This is a genomic window from Variovorax sp. GW821-FHT09B05 (assembly GCF_059418265.1).
Genome location: NZ_JBWKPN010000002.1, coordinates 110,703 through 126,483 on the forward strand (window position 1 = coordinate 110,703; position 15,781 = coordinate 126,483).

Consider the following 15,781-nt stretch of genomic DNA (forward strand, 5'->3'; position numbering starts at 1 on the left):
TCAAAAATCGCGTTTGAATTAATAATTATGGATCGGTTAGACTCGCGGCCGGCCTGCAAATCCCTGCGGACCCCCAGCGATTCCAGCGAATCCTTTCCTCCAGCAGCACACCCCCTGCACGACACACTGCGAAGCGGCGCCTCCATGAGCAGCAAACCCGAACCCTCCTTCAAGCCCGCCACTCTCGAGGCCTGGGCCAAGGCCGCCGCCAAGTCGGCCCCCGGCGGCGACGTCGCCGCGCTGAACTGGATCACGCCCGACGGCATCAGCGTCAAGCCGCTGTACACCGCGGCCGACCTGCAGGGCCTGAAGTACACCGACACGCTGCCGGGCTTCGAGCCCTACCTGCGCGGCCCGCAGGCCACGATGTACGCGGTGCGCCCGTGGACCATCCGCCAGTACGCAGGCTTCTCGACCGCCGAGGAATCGAACGCCTTCTACCGCAAGGCGCTGGCCGCCGGCGGGCAGGGCGTGAGCGTGGCCTTCGACCTCGCCACCCACCGCGGCTACGACAGCGACCATCCGCGCGTGACCGGCGACGTGGGCAAGGCCGGCGTGGCGATCGATTCGGTCGAGGACATGAAGATCCTGTTCGATCAGATCCCGCTCGACAAGGTCAGCGTGTCGATGACCATGAACGGCGCGGTGCTGCCGGTGCTCGCGGGCTACGTGGTGGCGGCGGAAGAGCAGGGCGTGGCGCAGGACCAACTCAGCGGAACCATCCAGAACGACATCCTCAAGGAGTTCATGGTCCGCAACACCTACATCTTCCCGCCCGCGCCGAGCATGCGGATCATCGGCGACATCATCGAGTACACGGCGCAGAACATGCCCAAGTTCAACTCGATCTCGATCAGCGGCTACCACATGCAGGAAGCCGGCGCCAACCAGGCGCTGGAGCTGGCCTTCACGCTGGCCGACGGCAAGGAGTACGTGAAGACCGCGCTGGCCAAGGGCCTCGACGTCGACGGCTTCGCCGGGCGCCTGAGCTTCTTCTGGGCCATCGGCATGAACTTCTACCTCGAGGTGGCCAAGATGCGCGCCGCGCGCCTGCTGTGGTGCCGGATCATGAAGGAGTTCGAGCCCAAGAACCCCAAGAGCCTGATGCTGCGCACCCACTGCCAGACCTCGGGCTGGAGCCTGACCGAGCAGGACCCCTACAACAACGTGGTGCGCACCACCATCGAGGCGATGGCCGCGGTGTTCGGCGGCACGCAGAGCCTGCACACCAACGCGCTCGACGAAGCCATCGCGCTGCCGACCGAGTTCAGCGCCCGCATCGCGCGCAACACGCAGCTCATCATCCAGGAAGAGACGCACATCACGAACGTGATCGATCCCTGGGCCGGCAGCTACATGATGGAGAAGCTCACGCAGGACATGGCCGACGCGGCCTGGACCATCATCGAGGAGGTCGAGGCCATGGGCGGCATGACCAAGGCCGTGGACAGCGGCTGGGCCAAGCTCAAGATCGAGGCCGCGGCCGCCGAGAAGCAGGCGCGCATCGACTCGGGCAAGGACGTGATCGTCGGCGTCAACAAGTACAAGCTCAAGAACGAGGATGCGATCGAGAGCCTCTCGATCGACAACGTGAAGGTGCGCGACCAGCAGGTGGCGCGGCTGCAGAAGATCCGCGCCGCGCGCGACGGCGCCAAGGTGCAGGCCGCGCTCGACGCGCTCACCGAGGCGGCCGAGAACGGCACCGGCAACTTGCTCGCGCTGAGCATCGACGCGGTGCGCCTGCGCGCCACCGTCGGCGAGATCTCCGACGCGCTCGAGAAGTCCTTCGGCCGCCACCGCGCCGATACCCAGAAGGTGACCGGCGTCTATGCCGCCGCCTACGACTCCGCCGAGGGCTGGGAGAACCTCAAGACCGAGATCAACGCCTTCGCCGAGGAGCAGGGCCGCCGTCCGCGCGTGATGATCTCCAAGCTGGGCCAGGACGGCCACGACCGCGGCGCCAAGGTGGTGGCCACGGCCTTCGCCGACCTGGGCTTCGACGTCGACATGGGACCGCTGTTCCAGACGCCCGAGGAGTGCGCGCGCCAGGCGATCGAGAACGACGTGCATGCGGTGGGCGTGAGCACGCTCGCGGCCGGCCACAAGACGCTGGTGCCCGCGATCATCGCGGAGCTGCGCAAGCAGGGCGCGGACGACATCATCGTGTTCGTCGGCGGCGTGATCCCGCGCCAGGACTACGACTTCCTCTACGAGGCCGGCGTGAAGGGCATCTACGGACCGGGCACGCCGATCCCGGCGAGCGCGAAGGACGTGCTGGAGCAGATCCGCGCGGCGGTCGCGGCCTGAGCAGCGTCGTGGGCGATCTCCTGTCGCGGCTGTCGCTGCAGCCCGTGGAATCCAGCGATTTCGAGGACATGCTGGCGCTGCGCATCGACGCGATGCGACCGAGCCTCGAGCGTGTCGGCCGCTTCGACCTCGCGCGCTCGCGCGAGCGGCTCAGCGCCGGCTTCGTGATCCCTTTCATGCACCACATCGTGCTCGACGGCGACGGGCGCATCGGCTTCGTCACGCTCAAGCCCGAGGGCGCCGATGCGCTGCGGCTCGACCACCTGTACCTGCGCACCGGCTTCCAGGGCCTGGGCATCGGTGAATGGGTGATGCGCTGGGCCAAGGCGCAGGCGCGCGCGCAGCAGCGCGACATCAAGCTCACGGCGCTGGTGGAGAGCGATGCCAACCGCTTCTACCTGCGGCACGGCTTCGTGCTCGAGGGCGAGGAGGGCGTCGACCTGCACTACCGCTGGCGCCTGGCCGTGGAGGCCGCGTGCTGAACACGGCCCAGGCGCTGCAACGCGCGATCGCCGAGACGGACGGCATGGCGCAGCGCCGTGCCATCGCCAAGGCCATCACGCTGCTCGAATCCACCCGCGCCGACCACCGCGCGCAGGCCGACGAGCTGCTCACCGCGCTGCTGCCGCGCACCGGCCATTCGTTCCGGCTCGGCATCTCGGGCGTGCCGGGCGTGGGCAAGTCGACCTTCATCGAGACCCTGGGCCTGCTGCTGATCGACAAGGGCCACCGCGTCGCGGTGCTCACCATCGACCCCTCGTCCACCGTCTCGGGCGGCTCCATCCTCGGCGACAAGACGCGCATGGAACGGCTCTCGGTGCACGAGCGCGCCTACATCCGCCCCAGCCCCTCGAGCGGCACGCTCGGCGGCGTGGCCGAGAAGACGCGCGAGGCGATGCTGGTGTGCGAGGCCGCGGGCTATGACGTGGTGATCGTCGAGACCGTGGGCGTGGGCCAGAGCGAGACCGCGGTGTCGGGCATGACCGACATGTTCGTGCTGATGCAGCTGCCCAACGCCGGCGACGACCTGCAGGCGATCAAGAAGGGCGTGATGGAGATCGCCGACCTGGTCGTCATCAACAAGGCCGACATCGACAAGGACGCCGCCACGCGCGCGCAGGCGCAGATCACCTCGGCGTTGCGCCTGTTCGGCCAGCATGGCCATCCCGACCATGCACGCCACGACGAGAGCTTCTGGCATCCGCAGGCGATCCAGCTCAGCGCATTGCTGGGGCAGGGCGTCGACGCGTTCTGGACCCAGGTCGAGCGCTTTCGCGCGCTGCAGGGCGCCAACGGCCGGCTCATGGGCCGCCGCCAGCAGCAGGCCAAGTCGTGGATGTGGGACCGCATCGAAGCGGGCCTGCGCCATGCCTTCCGCCATCACCCGCGCGTGAAGGAGGAGCTGCCGGCGCTGCTCGGCCAGGTGGGCGCGCTCGAGCTGGCGCCGTCGACCGCGGCGCGTCGCCTGCTCGGCCTCTATGCAGGCGACGAAAGCGCATGGGCCAGCTGAACGACCACGGCTTCGCGCGCGGTTTCGACACCGCGGCGGGACGCTTTGCCTGGGGCACGACCTTCGAGCAGCTGGAGGCGCGCGGGCTGCGGCCCGCGCATGCGGCCGCGGGCGTCAACGTCTGGCATGTGGCGGGCGCGGACGTGCTCGGGCTGCGCAGCAGCCGCATGGAACTCATGGTGCCGCGGCCCGGACGCCCCGTGATGCAGGCGTGGCATCGGCTGGACCTGCCCGCGGGCGAGTCGCATGTCGACTTCGCGCTGCGCGCGCATGCGCAACTGGTCGAGCGGTTCGGCGCGCCTGATCGCGGCGACGCGCGGCCCGCGCGCTTCAAGGAAGAGAACGCCTGGAGCGTGGCTGTCAGCGCCGAGTGGCGCCTGGCCGGCGTGCGCGTGGGCGTCTCGTGGTACGGCGCGCCGCGCGACGACGAAGCGGCCGGGAAGACCAGCGGCATCCTGTTCGTCGACTGGGATGACGAGGTCGCGGCCGCCGCGCCATGGGCCGAGGCCTGGCAGCGCGAACAGTCGGCGCTCGACGCCATGCTGCGCGGGGCGCATGCGGTGGCGAGGCTCGAGGCCGGCCCCGCGCGCGAATTCGCGCGGAGTGCGTCGCAGCGCGTGCTGCGCATGCCCGCGTTGCACTTCACCGTGCCCGGCTTCGCGCTGCTGCAGGGCGATAGCGCCGCCAACCATCGGCTGGTGCTGTGGTCGTCGGCCTCCGGCGATGCCTGGGGCGTCTCCGATCTCCACGACACCGTCTTCTGCCGCCGCGGCGAAAGCCTCGCGGCGCAATGGGTGCAGGTGCTGCCGGCCAAGGGCGGCGGCAGCACCGATCTCTCGTTCGGCCCGCTCACCAACACGTCGCCCTATCGCCCGCGCGAGCGGTGCGGCGCGATCGCGCAATTCATGGACATCCTGGCCACCATGCCGGGAGCATCGTTCCAGTACAGCGAAACCTATGACTGCTGATTTTTCAAAGAGGCTTTTCTCATGCAAGAACTGATCGACGAACTCGAAAAGCGCCGTGCGCAGGCCCGCTTGGGCGGTGGACAGAAGCGCATCGACGCGCAGCATGCCAAGGGCAAGCTCACGGCGCGCGAACGCCTCGAGCTGCTGCTGGACGACGGCACCTTCGAGGAATGGGACATGTTCGTCGAGCACCGCTCGACTGACTTCGGCATGGCCGACAACAAGATCCCGGGCGACGGCGTGGTCACGGGCTACGGCATGATCAACGGCCGCCTGGTGTTCGTCTTCAGCCAGGACTTCACCGTCTTCGGCGGCGCGCTCAGCGAAGCGCATGCCGAGAAGATCTGCAAGGTGATGGACCAGGCGATGAAGGTCGGCGCCCCGGTGATCGGCCTCAACGACTCGGGCGGCGCGCGCATCCAGGAAGGCGTGGCCTCGCTCGGCGGCTATGCCGACGTGTTCCAGCGCAACGTGATGGCCTCGGGCGTGGTGCCGCAGATCAGCATGATCATGGGCCCGTGCGCGGGCGGCGCGGTGTACTCGCCCGCCATGACCGACTTCATCTTCATGGTGAAGGACTCGAGCTACATGTTCGTCACCGGCCCCGAGGTGGTGAAGACCGTGACGCACGAGAGCGTGACGGCCGAGGAGCTGGGCGGCGCCGTGACACACACCACGCGCAGCGGCGTGGCCGACATGGCGTTCGAGAACGACGTCGAGGCGCTGATGATGCTGCGGCGCCTCTACAACTACCTGCCGCTCAACAACCGCGAGAAGCCGCCGGTGCGCCTGGGCAACAACGGCCAGGGCGATCCGGCCGACCGGCCCGACTATTCGCTCGACACGCTGGTGCCCGAGAACGCGAACAAGCCCTACGACATGAAGGAGCTGATCTTCAAGGTCGCGGACGACGGCGACTTCTTCGAGCTGCAGCCCGACTACGCGAAGAACATCGTGATCGGCTTTGCGCGCATGGAAGGCCAGACCGTGGGCATCGTCGCCAACCAGCCGCTGGTGCTGGCGGGCTGCCTCGACATCAAGAGCAGCATCAAGGCCGCGCGCTTCGTGCGTTTCTGCGATGCCTTCAACATCTCGGTCGTGACCTTCGTCGACGTGCCCGGCTTCATGCCCGGCACCGGCCAGGAGTACGGCGGCATCATCAAGCACGGCGCCAAGCTGCTCTACGCCTATGCCGAGTGCACGGTGCCGAAGATCACCGTCATCACGCGCAAGGCCTACGGCGGCGCCTACGACGTGATGGCCTCCAAGCACCTGCGCGGCGACGTCAACCTGGCCTGGCCGCGCGCCGAGATCGCGGTGATGGGCGCCAAGGGCGCGGTCGAGATCATCTTCCGCGAGGACAAGAACGATCCGGCCAAGCTCGCGGCGCGCGAGGCCGAGTACAAGGCCCGCTTCGCCAACCCCTACGTGGCGAGCGCGCGCGGCTACATCGACGACGTGATCCTGCCGCACGAGACGCGCAAGCGCATCTGCCGCTCGCTGGTGATGCTGCGCGAGAAGAAGCTCGAGAACCCGTGGCGCAAGCACGGCAACATTCCGCTTTGAGCCGCACGGAGAAGAACATGTTCAAGAAGATCCTGATTGCGAACCGCGGCGAAAGCGGCCGCAAGGCCGCTTCGGCGAAGCCAAATTGCATGGCGCGCGTAGCGCGCGCAGGCGATTTCCACGCGGAGACCCAGAATGTTTAAGAAGATCCTGATTGCGAACCGCGGGGAAATCGCCTGCCGTGTGATCCAGACCGCCAAGAAGATGGGCATCCTCACGGTCGCCGTCTATTCCGACGCCGACAAGGAGGCCCGCCACGTCGAGCTGGCCGACGAGGCCGTGCACATCGGTGCCGCGCCCAGCCGCGAGAGCTACCTGCTGGCCGACCGCATCATCGAAGCCTGCAAGAAGACCGGTGCCGAGGCCGTGCATCCGGGCTACGGCTTCCTGTCGGAGAACGAAAGCTTCGCGAAGAGAGTCGAGGAAGAGGGCATCGCCTTCATCGGCCCCAAGCACTACTCGATCGCGGCCATGGGCGACAAGATCGCCTCGAAGAAGCTCGCCAACGAGGCTAAGGTCAACACCATCCCGGGCTGGAACGACGCCATCGAGACCGCCGAGCGCGCGGTCGAGATCGCGAAGGACATCGGCTATCCGGTGATGATCAAGGCCTCGGCCGGCGGCGGCGGCAAGGGCCTGCGCGTGGCCTTCAACGACAAGGAAGCCTTCGAGGGCTTCACCTCCTGCCGCAACGAGGCGCGCAACAGCTTCGGCGACGACCGGGTGTTCATCGAGAAGTTCGTCGAGGAGCCGCGCCACATCGAGATCCAGGTGCTCGGCGATTCGCACGGCCACGTGATCTACCTCAACGAGCGCGAATGCTCGATCCAGCGCCGCCACCAGAAGGTGATCGAGGAGGCGCCGTCGCCCTTCATCAGCGATGCCACGCGCAAGGCGATGGGCGAGCAGGCGGTGGCGCTGGCCAAGGCCGTGAACTACCAGAGCGCGGGCACGGTGGAGTTCGTGGTCGGCAAGGACCAGAGCTTCTACTTCCTCGAGATGAACACCCGCCTGCAGGTGGAGCATCCGGTGACCGAGTGCATCACGGGCCTCGACCTGGTGGAGCTGATGATCCGCGTGGCGGCCGGCGAGGAACTGCCGCTGACGCAGGAGCAGGTCAAGCGCGACGGCTGGGCCATCGAGTGCCGCATCAACGCCGAGGACCCGTTCCGCAATTTCCTGCCCTCGACCGGCCGGCTGGTGAAGTTCCAGCCGCCGGCCGAAACCATGTTCGCGAGCGACACAGAACACCTGCAGGGCGTGCGCGTCGACACCGGCGTGTACGAGGGCGGCGAGATCCCGATGTACTACGACTCGATGATCGCCAAGCTCATCGTGCACGGCAAGGACCGCAACCACGCGATCGCGCGCATGCGCGAAGCGCTCAACGGCTTCGTGATCCGCGGCATCAGCAGCAACATCCCGTTCCAGGCCGCGCTGCTCGCGCATCCGAAATTCGTGGCCGGCGACTTCAACACCGGCTTCATCGCCGAGCACTATGGCAAGGGCTTCCATGCCGAGGACGTGCCGCACAGCGAGCCCGATTTCCTGGTCGCGCTGGCGGCCTACGTGCACCGCCGCTACCGCGCGCGTGCCTCGGGCATCAGCGGCCAGCTCGAAGGCCACGGCGTGAAGGTGGGCGAGCAGTTCGTGGTGGTCGAGCTCGGCGCGCAGGGCGAGCACGTGCACCATCCGGTGACCGTGAGCGACTTCCACGGCAAGACCGGCGCGAGCGCGGTCACGGTCAACGGCAAGACCTACAAGATCGACAGCAGCCTCGCGCTGGGCGCGGTGCGCGTGCAGGGCATCGTGAACGACAAGCCCTTCACCGCGCAGGTGGAGCGCGGCGCCGGCAAGAATCCGCTGGCGCTGCGGGTGTCGAACGACGGCCGCCAGATCGAGGCCATGGTGCTGTCGCCGCTGGGCGCGCGCCTGCTCGCGCTGATGCCGCACAAGGCGCCGCCGGACCTCAGCAAGTTCCTGATGTCGCCGATGCCGGGCCTGCTGGTCGAGGTGGCGGTGCAGCCGGGCCAGCAGGTGCAGGCCGGCGAGAAGCTCGCGGTGATCGAGGCGATGAAGATGGAGAACGTGCTGTTCGCCGCGCAGGACGGCGTGGTCGGCAAGATTTCCGCGGCCAAGGGCGAGTCGCTCGCGGTCGACCAGATCATCCTGGAGTTCAACTGATGGGGGCCAGCGACCTGCAGGCGGTGGTGCTGCACCGGCCCGCGAAGCCGGTGGCGACGCCGACGCCCGAAGGCCGCTGGTCGGTCGAGGCGATCCAGGCGCTGCTCGACAAGCCGCTGATGGAACTGCTGTTCGAGGCCCAGACGGTGCATCGCCGGCATTTCCCCGAGGGCGACATCGAGCTGGCCACGCTGCTGTCGGTGAAGACCGGCGGCTGCCCCGAGAACTGCGGCTACTGTCCGCAGTCGGCCGAGTTCGACACCGGCGTGAAGGCGCAGAAGCTGATGGAGGTCGACGAGGTGCTGCGCGCCGCGCAGGCCGCCAAGGACGCGGGCGCCACGCGCTTCTGCATGGGCGCGGCCTGGCGCGCGCCCAAGGACCGCGATGTCGAGAAGGTGGCGGTGCTGGTCGAGGCCGTGAAGGGCCTGGGCCTGCAGACCTGCGCCACGCTCGGCATGCTCGAGCCGCACCATGCGCAGCAGCTCAAGGCCGCCGGCCTCGACTACTACAACCACAACCTCGACACCGCGCCCGAGTACTACACCGACATCGTCGACACCCGCAGCTACCAGGACCGCCTCGACACGCTGGCCCATGTGCGAGGTGCCGGCATCAGCGTGTGCTGCGGCGGCATCGTGGGCATGGGCGAGGCGCCGGTGCACCGCGCGGGGCTGATCGCGCAGCTGGCCAACCTCGATCCGTACCCCGAGTCGGTGCCGATCAACAGCCTGGTGCGCGTGCCCGGCACGCCGCTGGCCGATTCGGAACCGATCGATCCCTTCGACTTCGTGCGCATGATCGCGGTTGCGCGCATCACCATGCCGACCGCGCGCGTGCGCCTGTCGGCCGGCCGCCAGCAGATGGGCGAGGCGGTGCAGGCGCTGTGCTTCATGGCCGGCGCGAATTCGATCTTCTACGGCGACAAGCTGCTGGTCACGGGCAATCCCGATGTCGAGGCCGACGTGCAGCTGCTGCGCAAGCTGGGGCTGCGCTCGCACCGCGCCTCGACCGAAACGAACCCGGAGTCCTGCCAATGACGAGCGCCATCCAACGTCCCTTCCGCGTGCTGGGCATCCAGCAGATCGCGATCGGCGGTCCCGACAAGACCCGGCTGCAGAAGCTCTGGGTCGACATGCTGGGGCTCGAGGTCACGGGCACCTTCCGAAGCGAGCGCGAGAACGTCGACGAGGACATCTGCGCGATCGGCACCGGCCCGTTCAAGGTCGAGGTCGACCTGATGCAGCCGCTCGATCCCGAGAAGAAGCCCGCGGTGCACGCCACGCCGCTCAACCACGTGGGCCTGTGGATCGACGACCTGCCGACGGCCGTCGAATGGCTGACGTCGCAGGGGGTGCGCTTCGCGCCCGGCGGCATCCGCAAGGGCGCGGCGGGCTTCGACATCTGCTTCCTGCATCCGAAGGCGAACGACGAGTTCCCGATCGCGGGCGAGGGCGTGCTGATCGAGATGGTGCAGGCGCCGCCTGAGGTGGTGAAGGCCTTCGACGCGCTCGCCGGGCGCTGAGCCCGGGCGCCTTCAGGCGTTCACGACCTTCCTGATCGGCGGCTTCACGTCCGAGCGGTGCGGCGGCAGCATCGGCTGGTGCTCGCGCGCCGGGTTCAGGATGATCGAGGTCGCGGTCTCGGTGAGGATGCAGAACTTGGTGACCACCGCGTCGAGGTGGCTCACGTCGATGACCGCGATCTCGAGGATCCAGCTGTCCTCGCCGGTCACGTTGTAGGCATTCACGCATTCGGGCGTGTCCTGCACCAGCTTCACGACGCGGTCGTAGTCGGCGCGGCCGACGCGGATCATCGCGCGGATGCCGTAGCCCAGCTTGCCCAGGTTGACGGTGGCGCGGTAGCCGCTGATCACGCCCGCGGCCTCGAGCTTCTTCACGCGCTCGGTCACTGCCGGCTGGCTCAGGTGCACGCGGCGGCCGAGCTCGGCCATGGTGAGGCGCGCGTCCTTCTGCAGCTCGGCCAGGATGCGGGTGTCGTGGGCATCGAGCGTGGGGTTCAAGGTGGATTCCATCGAAGTCCTTCAAATCGACGGCCGCGAGCCGCCAGAACCGTGATTTGCGCATGGAAGCGCGGCGGCGGCCTTCATACCATGGAGCCGGCCAGGTTCACAACAACAGACACCCTCGACATGCTCTCGCTCGCCACTTCCACGCCGTCCGCGCGCGGCGGACTGCCGCCGATCATCTGGCTCTGCCTCGCCGCCACCTGGCTGGTCTGGGGCTCGACCTACCTCGCGATCAAGTACGCGCTGATCAGCTTCCAGCCCTTCCTGCAGATGGGCTCGCGCTTCCTGTTCGCGGGCCTCCTGCTCGCGGCCTGGATGCGCTGGCGCGGCGCACCCTGGCCGAACCGGCTGCAGTGGCGCAACGCGCTGGTGGTCGGCACGCTGATGCTCGGCGGCGGCATGGGCGGCACCGCGCATGCCGAGGTCTCGGTGGGCTCGGGCCTGGTCGTGGCCTTCATCGCGGTGGTGCCGCTGATCATCGCGCTGCTCAACCTGATCTGGGGCATCGTGCCGACGAAGCTCGAGGCGATCGGCATCGCGCTGGGCCTGGTCGGCGTGCTGATGCTGACCCAGGGCAGCGGCTTCCAGGCCTCGCCGGCCGGGCTGGCCGCGATCTCCATCGCCTGCGTCTGCTGGTCGGCCGGCAGCGTGCTGAGCCAGCGCGCGCTGCCGCTCGCGCCGGGTGCGATGGGCTTCGCGAGCGAGATGATCTGCGGCGGCGTGGTGCTGCTGGTGCTGGCGGCGGTCTCGGGCGAGAGCCTCGTGTGGCCGCCCGCGCCGCAGGCCACGGCGGCCTGGTTCTACCTGGTGGTGTTCGGCTCGCTGATCGCCTTCAACGCCTACATGCTGCTGCTGGCGCGCGCGCCGGCCGCGCTGGCGGCCAGCTACACCTTCGTCAATCCGGTGATCGCGATGCTGCTGGGCGTGTGGATCGCGGGCGAAACGGTCACGCGCTTCGAGTGGTACGCGGTGACGGTGATCCTGGCGGGCGTGCTGATGCTGCTGCTCAAGCGCTCGGCCAAGAAGAACTGAGCGGGCCCCTGGCTCAGGCGCCCGGGCGGCGCCACACCGCGAGCGTGGCCGCCAGCAGCCACATGCCCACGGCGCAGCCGCGATTCAGCGCCTTGAGGCCGCGCTTCGAGAGCCAGCGCACGGCCTGCGTGCCGGCGCCGGCATAGGCCAGCATCACGCAGGTGTCGAGCAGCACGAAGATGCCGCCCAGCAGCAGGTACTGCGGGCCCTGCGGCCGCGCGATGTCGACGAACTGCGGCAGGAAGGCCGCGAAGAACAGCAGCGACTTGGGGTTCGACAGCGCCACCGCGAGGCTGCGCAGCAGCGCGATGCGGCCATGCAGCCGGCTCTCGGGCGAGGACTTCGCGAGCGCGGCGCCGAGGTCGGTGGCGTCGCTGCGCCAGAGCTTGATGCCGAGCCACACGAGGTAGGCCACGCCCGCCACGCGGATCGCGTTGAACAGCCATTCCGAGGCCGCCAGCAGCGAGCCCAGGCCCAGCGCGACCACCGCGATCACGATGCTGCTGCCGAGCGACGCGCCGACGATGCCCCAGCTCGCGCGGCGCATGCCGCCGTCGATGCCGTTCGACAGCGCGAGCAGCATGGTCGGGCCCGGGATCACGGCGAGCGCGAGGGAGGCGAGCACGAAGACGAGCAGGGTGTCGAGGTTCATGGCTTGGGTGTGGAAGGACGTTGGGAGGCGGCACGGGCGCGCGCGAGCGCGGCCTCGACCACCGAGCGCTTGCGGGCCTCGGCGCTGGGCGCCGCGACCTCGGCTTCGGGGCGCTTCTTGCCCTGGCGCGCATCGGTGGGCCGATGCTGGCCGTGCAGGGCATAGCGCGCGCGGGCATGGGCCGCCTGCGCGGGCGACCAGGCCTGCCAGCCGGTGCGGCCCGGCGTGGCGTCCTCGAGCGAGATGCAGTCGACCGGGCAGACCGGGATGCAGAGTTCGCAGCCCGTGCAGTGCGCGTCGATCACGGTGTGCATGCGCTTGTTGATGCCGAGGATGGCGTCGGTCGGGCAGGCATCGAGGCACAGCGTGCAGCCGATGCACCAGGCCTCGTCGATCACCGCCAGCCTGCGCGGGCCCTCGGTGCCGAATGCCGGATCGAGCGCCTGCACGGGGCGGCCGGTGAGCTGCGCGAGCCGCTCGACGCCTTCGGCGCCGCCGGGCGGGCACTGGTTGATCTCGGCCTCGGCGCTGGCCACGGCCTGCGCATAGCCCTCGCAGTCGGGGTAGCCGCAACGGGTGCACTGCGTCTGGGGCAGTGCGTCGTGGATGCGTGCGGCCAGTCCGTTCACGGGAGGAGGAGGGCGCTCAGCGCGCCGCGGCGGCGGTCTTGCGCGCCACGGTCTTCTTCGGGGCGGGCGCGCGCTTCGCGGCCGGTGCCACCTTCTTGGCCGGCACCGCCTTCTTGGCGGGCGCCTTGGCGGTGGTGGCGGCCAGCTTGCGGCCGGGCTTGACCTTGTCCTCGGCCGGCAGGCTCTCGCGTTCACCGGCACGGCTTTGCGGCTGGTCGTTGGCGGCGATGAACTTCTGCATCTTGGGGTAGACCAGTTCGCGCCAGCGGCGGCCGCTGAAGATGCCGTAGTGGCCCGCGCCCTTGACCTCGTAGTGCTCGCGCTTCGCATCGGCGATGCCGGTGCACAGCTCGTGCGCGGCCTCGGTCTGGCCCGAGCCCGAGATGTCGTCGAGCTCGCCCTCGACCGTGAGCAGCGCGGTGGCGCGGATGTCCTGCGGGCGCACGCGCTCGACCTCGCCCGTGGGGCTCTTCACGTCCCAGGTGCCGTTGACCAGGTCGAATTCCTGGAACACGGTGCGGATCGTCTCGAGGTAGTAATCGGCGTCCATGTCGAGCACGGCGTTGTACTCGTCGTAGAACTTGCGGTGCGCCTCGGCGCTCGCGTCGTCGCCCTTGATCAGGTCCTTGAAGTAGTCGTAGTGGCTGCTGGCGTGGCGGTCGGGGTTCATCGCGACGAAGCCCGTGTGCTGCAGGAAGCCCGGGTAGACGCGCCGGCCCGCGCCCGGGAAGCCCTGCGGCACGCGGTAGATCACGTTGTTCTCGAACCACTCGAAGCTCTTGTTCATCGCGAGGTTGTTGACCGCCGTGGGCGACTTGCGGGCGTCGATCGGGCCGCCCATCATCGTCATGGTGAGCGGCAGCGCCTCGCCGCGGCTGGCCATCAGCGACACGGCGGCCAGCACCGGCACCGTGGGCTGGCACACGCTGACCACGTGGCAGTTGCCGTACTCGGCCTGCAGGCGGCGGATGAACTCCTGCACGTAGTTGATGTAGTCGTCGAGGTGGAACTCGCCGTCCGACAGCGGCACCAGGCGCGCGTTCTTCCAGTCGGTGATGTAGACCTTGTGGTCCTGCAAAAGGGTGCGCACCGTGTCGCGCAGCAGGGTGGCGTAGTGGCCCGACAGCGGCGCCACCACCAGCACCACGGGCTGGCTCTTGAGCGTCTTGAGGATGTGCGGTTCGTCGGTGAAGCGCTTGAAGCGGCGCAGCTGGCAGAACGGCTTTTCCAGCTCGATCACTTCCTGGATCACGACGTCGTCGCCGTCGACCTTGACCGACTTGATGTTGAACTCGGGCTTCTCGTAGTCCTTGCCGAGGCGGTAGAGCAGGTCGTAGCTCGCCGCCATGCGCTGCGCTCCGGGCAGCTGGCTCCAGACGGCGCCGGGGCTGTAGAGCTTGGAGGCGGCCTGGGCGAAGTCCGCGAACGGTTCCATGAGGGAACGCTGGGCTTCGTAGAGTTGGTAGAGCATCGCTGTGTCGAGTTGGAATGTTGCGGTGCAATATATCAGCGCATTTCGACACGCGCAGGGGGCCTAACCCTAGGCCCGGGAAGGCCCTCGGAGATGGCCGCGGGCTTCGTGAACAAGTTGTGTCGCGCAGGTGACTCGAGCGAGTCACCTGCGGCCGCAATCACTCACGCGCCCGCGGCGCGGGGCCTCAAATGACTTTGGCGATCGACGCGCAGACGTGATCGATGTTCTTGCTGTTGAGCGCGGCCACGCACATGCGGCCGGTGTCGGTGCCATAGACGCCGAACTCGTTGCGCAGGCGCACCATCTGGTCCTTGGTCAGGCCCGAGTAGCTGAACATGCCGATCTGGGTGGTGATGAAGCTCATGTCTTCCTTCACGCCGGCGGCCTTGAGGCCGTCGACCAGCTTCTGGCGCATGGCCTTGATGCGCACGCGCATCTCGCCCAGTTCCTTCTCCCACAGGGCGCGCAGCTCGGGGTTGCCGAGCACCGCGGCCACCACGGCGCCGCCGTGCGTGGGCGGGTTGCTGTAGTTGGTGCGGATCGCGATCTTGAGCTGCGACAGCACGCGCGCGGCTTCTTCCTTGTTCTCGCACAGCACCGACAGGGCGCCCACGCGTTCGCCGTAGAGGCTGAAGCTCTTGGAAAACGAGGTCGAGACGAAGAAGGTCAGGCCGGCGTCGACGAACTTGGCGACGGCCGCGCCGTCTTCCTGCAGGCCGTAGCCGAAGCCCTGGTAGGCCATGTCGAGGAAGGGCACCAGGCCCTTGGCCTTGACGGCGGCGACGACCTGGTCCCATTGCGCGGGCGTGATGTCGTAGCCGGTCGGGTTGTGGCAGCAGGCGTGCAGCACGACCACGGTGCCGGCCGGGGCGGCGTTGAGCGCGGCCAGCATGCCGTCGAAGTCGATGCCGCGCTTGGCGGCGTCGTAGTAGGGGTAGCTCTCGACCTCGAAACCGGCGTTGGTGAACAGCGCGCGGTGGTTTTCCCAGCTCGGGTCGCTGATCAGCACCTTGGCGGCGGGGTTGAGCTTCTTGAGGAAGTCGGCGCCGACCTTGAGGCCGCCGGTGCCGCCGATGGCCTGGATCGTGGCCACGCGGCCCGAGGTGACGGGTTCGCTGTCGGCGCCGAAGACCAGCACCTTGACGGCGTTGTCGTACGCCGCGATGCCGTCGATGGGCAGATAACCGCGCGCCGTGGGCGCTTTCATCATGTTCTGCTCGGCCGCCTGCACGCACTGGAGCAGGGGCAGCTTGCCGTTGTCGTCGTAGTAGACGCCGACGCCGAGATTGACCTTGCTGGGATTGGTATCGGCGGCAAATTGCTCGTTGAGGCCGAGGATCGGATCGCGCGGTGCCATCTCGACCGCGGTGAACATAGACATGGAAAGGTCCTTTGGGATGAAAGCTTCGCTGGCAACCGCTCGAGGCTTTAAG

The 15,781-nt window shown here is 68.3% G+C and carries 15 protein-coding genes; 10 read left to right on the top strand and 5 right to left on the bottom strand.

Translation table 11 applies throughout. The features are described from left to right. The first annotated feature begins 144 nt into the window (after positions 1-144). Genes scpA through AC07RM_RS05360 form a run of 9 tightly spaced genes read left to right on the top strand, consistent with a single transcriptional unit; the run spans position 145 to position 10,057 of the window. Entirely contained in the window at positions 145-2,307 is a 2,163-nt protein-coding gene (scpA, locus tag AC07RM_RS05320; protein WP_495333625.1) for a methylmalonyl-CoA mutase, read from the top strand. An 8-nt stretch (positions 2,308-2,315) separates the two neighbouring features. Further along, positions 2,316-2,789, top strand: a complete 474-nt coding sequence (locus AC07RM_RS05325) for a GNAT family N-acetyltransferase (RefSeq protein ID WP_057593640.1) — start codon at positions 2,316-2,318, stop codon at positions 2,787-2,789. Beyond that, positions 2,783-3,817 (top strand): methylmalonyl Co-A mutase-associated GTPase MeaB, encoded by a 1,035-nt coding sequence (meaB, locus tag AC07RM_RS05330; RefSeq protein ID WP_296799927.1) that lies wholly within the window; start codon positions 2,783-2,785, stop codon positions 3,815-3,817. Before AC07RM_RS05325 ends, meaB begins: the two co-directional genes overlap by 7 nt. Continuing rightward, positions 3,805-4,785, top strand: a complete 981-nt coding sequence (locus tag AC07RM_RS05335) for a hypothetical protein (RefSeq protein ID WP_495333626.1) — start codon at positions 3,805-3,807, stop codon at positions 4,783-4,785. The genes meaB and AC07RM_RS05335 overlap by 13 nt, the downstream gene beginning before the upstream one ends. A gap of 21 nt (positions 4,786-4,806) precedes the next feature. Continuing rightward, positions 4,807-6,351 (top strand): acyl-CoA carboxylase subunit beta, encoded by a 1,545-nt coding sequence (locus tag AC07RM_RS05340; protein ID WP_495333628.1) that lies wholly within the window; start codon positions 4,807-4,809, stop codon positions 6,349-6,351. A 17-nt stretch (positions 6,352-6,368) separates the two neighbouring features. Continuing rightward, positions 6,369-6,494, top strand: coding sequence for a hypothetical protein (locus tag AC07RM_RS05345; protein ID WP_281078450.1), 126 nt, complete (start codon positions 6,369-6,371; stop codon positions 6,492-6,494). Then, complete coding sequence (locus tag AC07RM_RS05350) at positions 6,487-8,535, top strand: acetyl-CoA carboxylase biotin carboxylase subunit (RefSeq protein ID WP_296799924.1); 2,049 nt, start codon at positions 6,487-6,489, stop codon at positions 8,533-8,535. Before AC07RM_RS05345 ends, AC07RM_RS05350 begins: the two co-directional genes overlap by 8 nt. Continuing rightward, a complete protein-coding gene (bioB, locus tag AC07RM_RS05355; RefSeq protein ID WP_495333631.1) occupies positions 8,535-9,572 on the top strand; it encodes a biotin synthase BioB in 1,038 nt (345 codons plus the stop codon). The genes AC07RM_RS05350 and bioB overlap by 1 nt, the downstream gene beginning before the upstream one ends. Next, positions 9,569-10,057: a VOC family protein gene (locus tag AC07RM_RS05360; protein ID WP_057593644.1), complete on the top strand. Its 489-nt coding sequence runs from the start codon at positions 9,569-9,571 to the stop codon at positions 10,055-10,057. Before bioB ends, AC07RM_RS05360 begins: the two co-directional genes overlap by 4 nt. 12 nt (positions 10,058-10,069) lie before the next feature. Here AC07RM_RS05360 and AC07RM_RS05365 read toward each other — a convergent pair whose 3' ends face one another. Continuing rightward, complete coding sequence (locus AC07RM_RS05365; protein WP_057593645.1) at positions 10,070-10,567, bottom strand: Lrp/AsnC family transcriptional regulator; 498 nt, start codon at positions 10,565-10,567, stop codon at positions 10,070-10,072. A gap of 117 nt (positions 10,568-10,684) precedes the next feature. Between AC07RM_RS05365 and AC07RM_RS05370 the strand changes: the two genes are divergently transcribed. Next, positions 10,685-11,593 carry an EamA family transporter gene (locus AC07RM_RS05370; RefSeq protein ID WP_495333632.1) on the top strand — a complete coding sequence of 303 codons (909 nt, stop codon included), beginning with the start codon at positions 10,685-10,687 and terminating at the stop codon, positions 11,591-11,593. 13 nt (positions 11,594-11,606) lie between these two features. Here AC07RM_RS05370 and AC07RM_RS05375 read toward each other — a convergent pair whose 3' ends face one another. From AC07RM_RS05375 to AC07RM_RS05390, 4 genes are all read right to left on the bottom strand, one after another. Then, positions 11,607-12,245, bottom strand: a complete 639-nt coding sequence (locus AC07RM_RS05375) for a LysE family translocator (RefSeq protein ID WP_057593647.1) — start codon at positions 12,243-12,245, stop codon at positions 11,607-11,609. Next, positions 12,242-12,874 (bottom strand): RnfABCDGE type electron transport complex subunit B, encoded by a 633-nt coding sequence (locus AC07RM_RS05380; protein WP_495333633.1) that lies wholly within the window; start codon positions 12,872-12,874, stop codon positions 12,242-12,244. Before AC07RM_RS05380 ends, AC07RM_RS05375 begins: the two co-directional genes overlap by 4 nt. A 16-nt stretch (positions 12,875-12,890) precedes the next feature. Continuing rightward, positions 12,891-14,345 carry a polyhydroxyalkanoate depolymerase gene (locus tag AC07RM_RS05385; protein WP_495333634.1) on the bottom strand — a complete coding sequence of 485 codons (1,455 nt, stop codon included), beginning with the start codon at positions 14,343-14,345 and terminating at the stop codon, positions 12,891-12,893. Positions 14,346-14,532: 187 nt separating this feature from the next. Further along, entirely contained in the window at positions 14,533-15,729 is a 1,197-nt protein-coding gene (locus AC07RM_RS05390; RefSeq protein WP_093342670.1) for an amino acid aminotransferase, read from the bottom strand. Positions 15,730-15,781 lie beyond the last annotated feature (52 nt).

Bases quoted from the DNA above. Each gene is read 5' to 3' on its own strand.
- AC07RM_RS05340 (WP_495333628.1), top strand. From the start codon at position 4,807: ATGCAAGAACTGATCGACGAACTCGAAAAGCGCCGTGCGCAGGCCCGC.
- bioB (WP_495333631.1), top strand. From the start codon at position 8,535: ATGGGGGCCAGCGACCTGCAGGCGGTGGTGCTGCACCGGCCCGCGAAG.
- scpA (WP_495333625.1), top strand. From the start codon at position 145: ATGAGCAGCAAACCCGAACCCTCCTTCAAGCCCGCCACTCTCGAGGCC.
- AC07RM_RS05335 (WP_495333626.1), top strand. From the start codon at position 3,805: ATGGGCCAGCTGAACGACCACGGCTTCGCGCGCGGTTTCGACACCGCG.
- AC07RM_RS05385 (WP_495333634.1), bottom strand. From the start codon at position 14,345: ATGCTCTACCAACTCTACGAAGCCCAGCGTTCCCTCATGGAACCGTTC.
- AC07RM_RS05350 (WP_296799924.1), top strand. From the start codon at position 6,487: ATGTTTAAGAAGATCCTGATTGCGAACCGCGGGGAAATCGCCTGCCGT.
- AC07RM_RS05345 (WP_281078450.1), top strand. From the start codon at position 6,369: ATGTTCAAGAAGATCCTGATTGCGAACCGCGGCGAAAGCGGCCGCAAG.
- AC07RM_RS05375 (WP_057593647.1), bottom strand. From the start codon at position 12,245: ATGAACCTCGACACCCTGCTCGTCTTCGTGCTCGCCTCCCTCGCGCTC.
- AC07RM_RS05390 (WP_093342670.1), bottom strand. From the start codon at position 15,729: ATGTCTATGTTCACCGCGGTCGAGATGGCACCGCGCGATCCGATCCTC.
- AC07RM_RS05365 (WP_057593645.1), bottom strand. From the start codon at position 10,567: ATGGAATCCACCTTGAACCCCACGCTCGATGCCCACGACACCCGCATC.
- AC07RM_RS05370 (WP_495333632.1), top strand. From the start codon at position 10,685: ATGCTCTCGCTCGCCACTTCCACGCCGTCCGCGCGCGGCGGACTGCCG.
- AC07RM_RS05360 (WP_057593644.1), top strand. From the start codon at position 9,569: ATGACGAGCGCCATCCAACGTCCCTTCCGCGTGCTGGGCATCCAGCAG.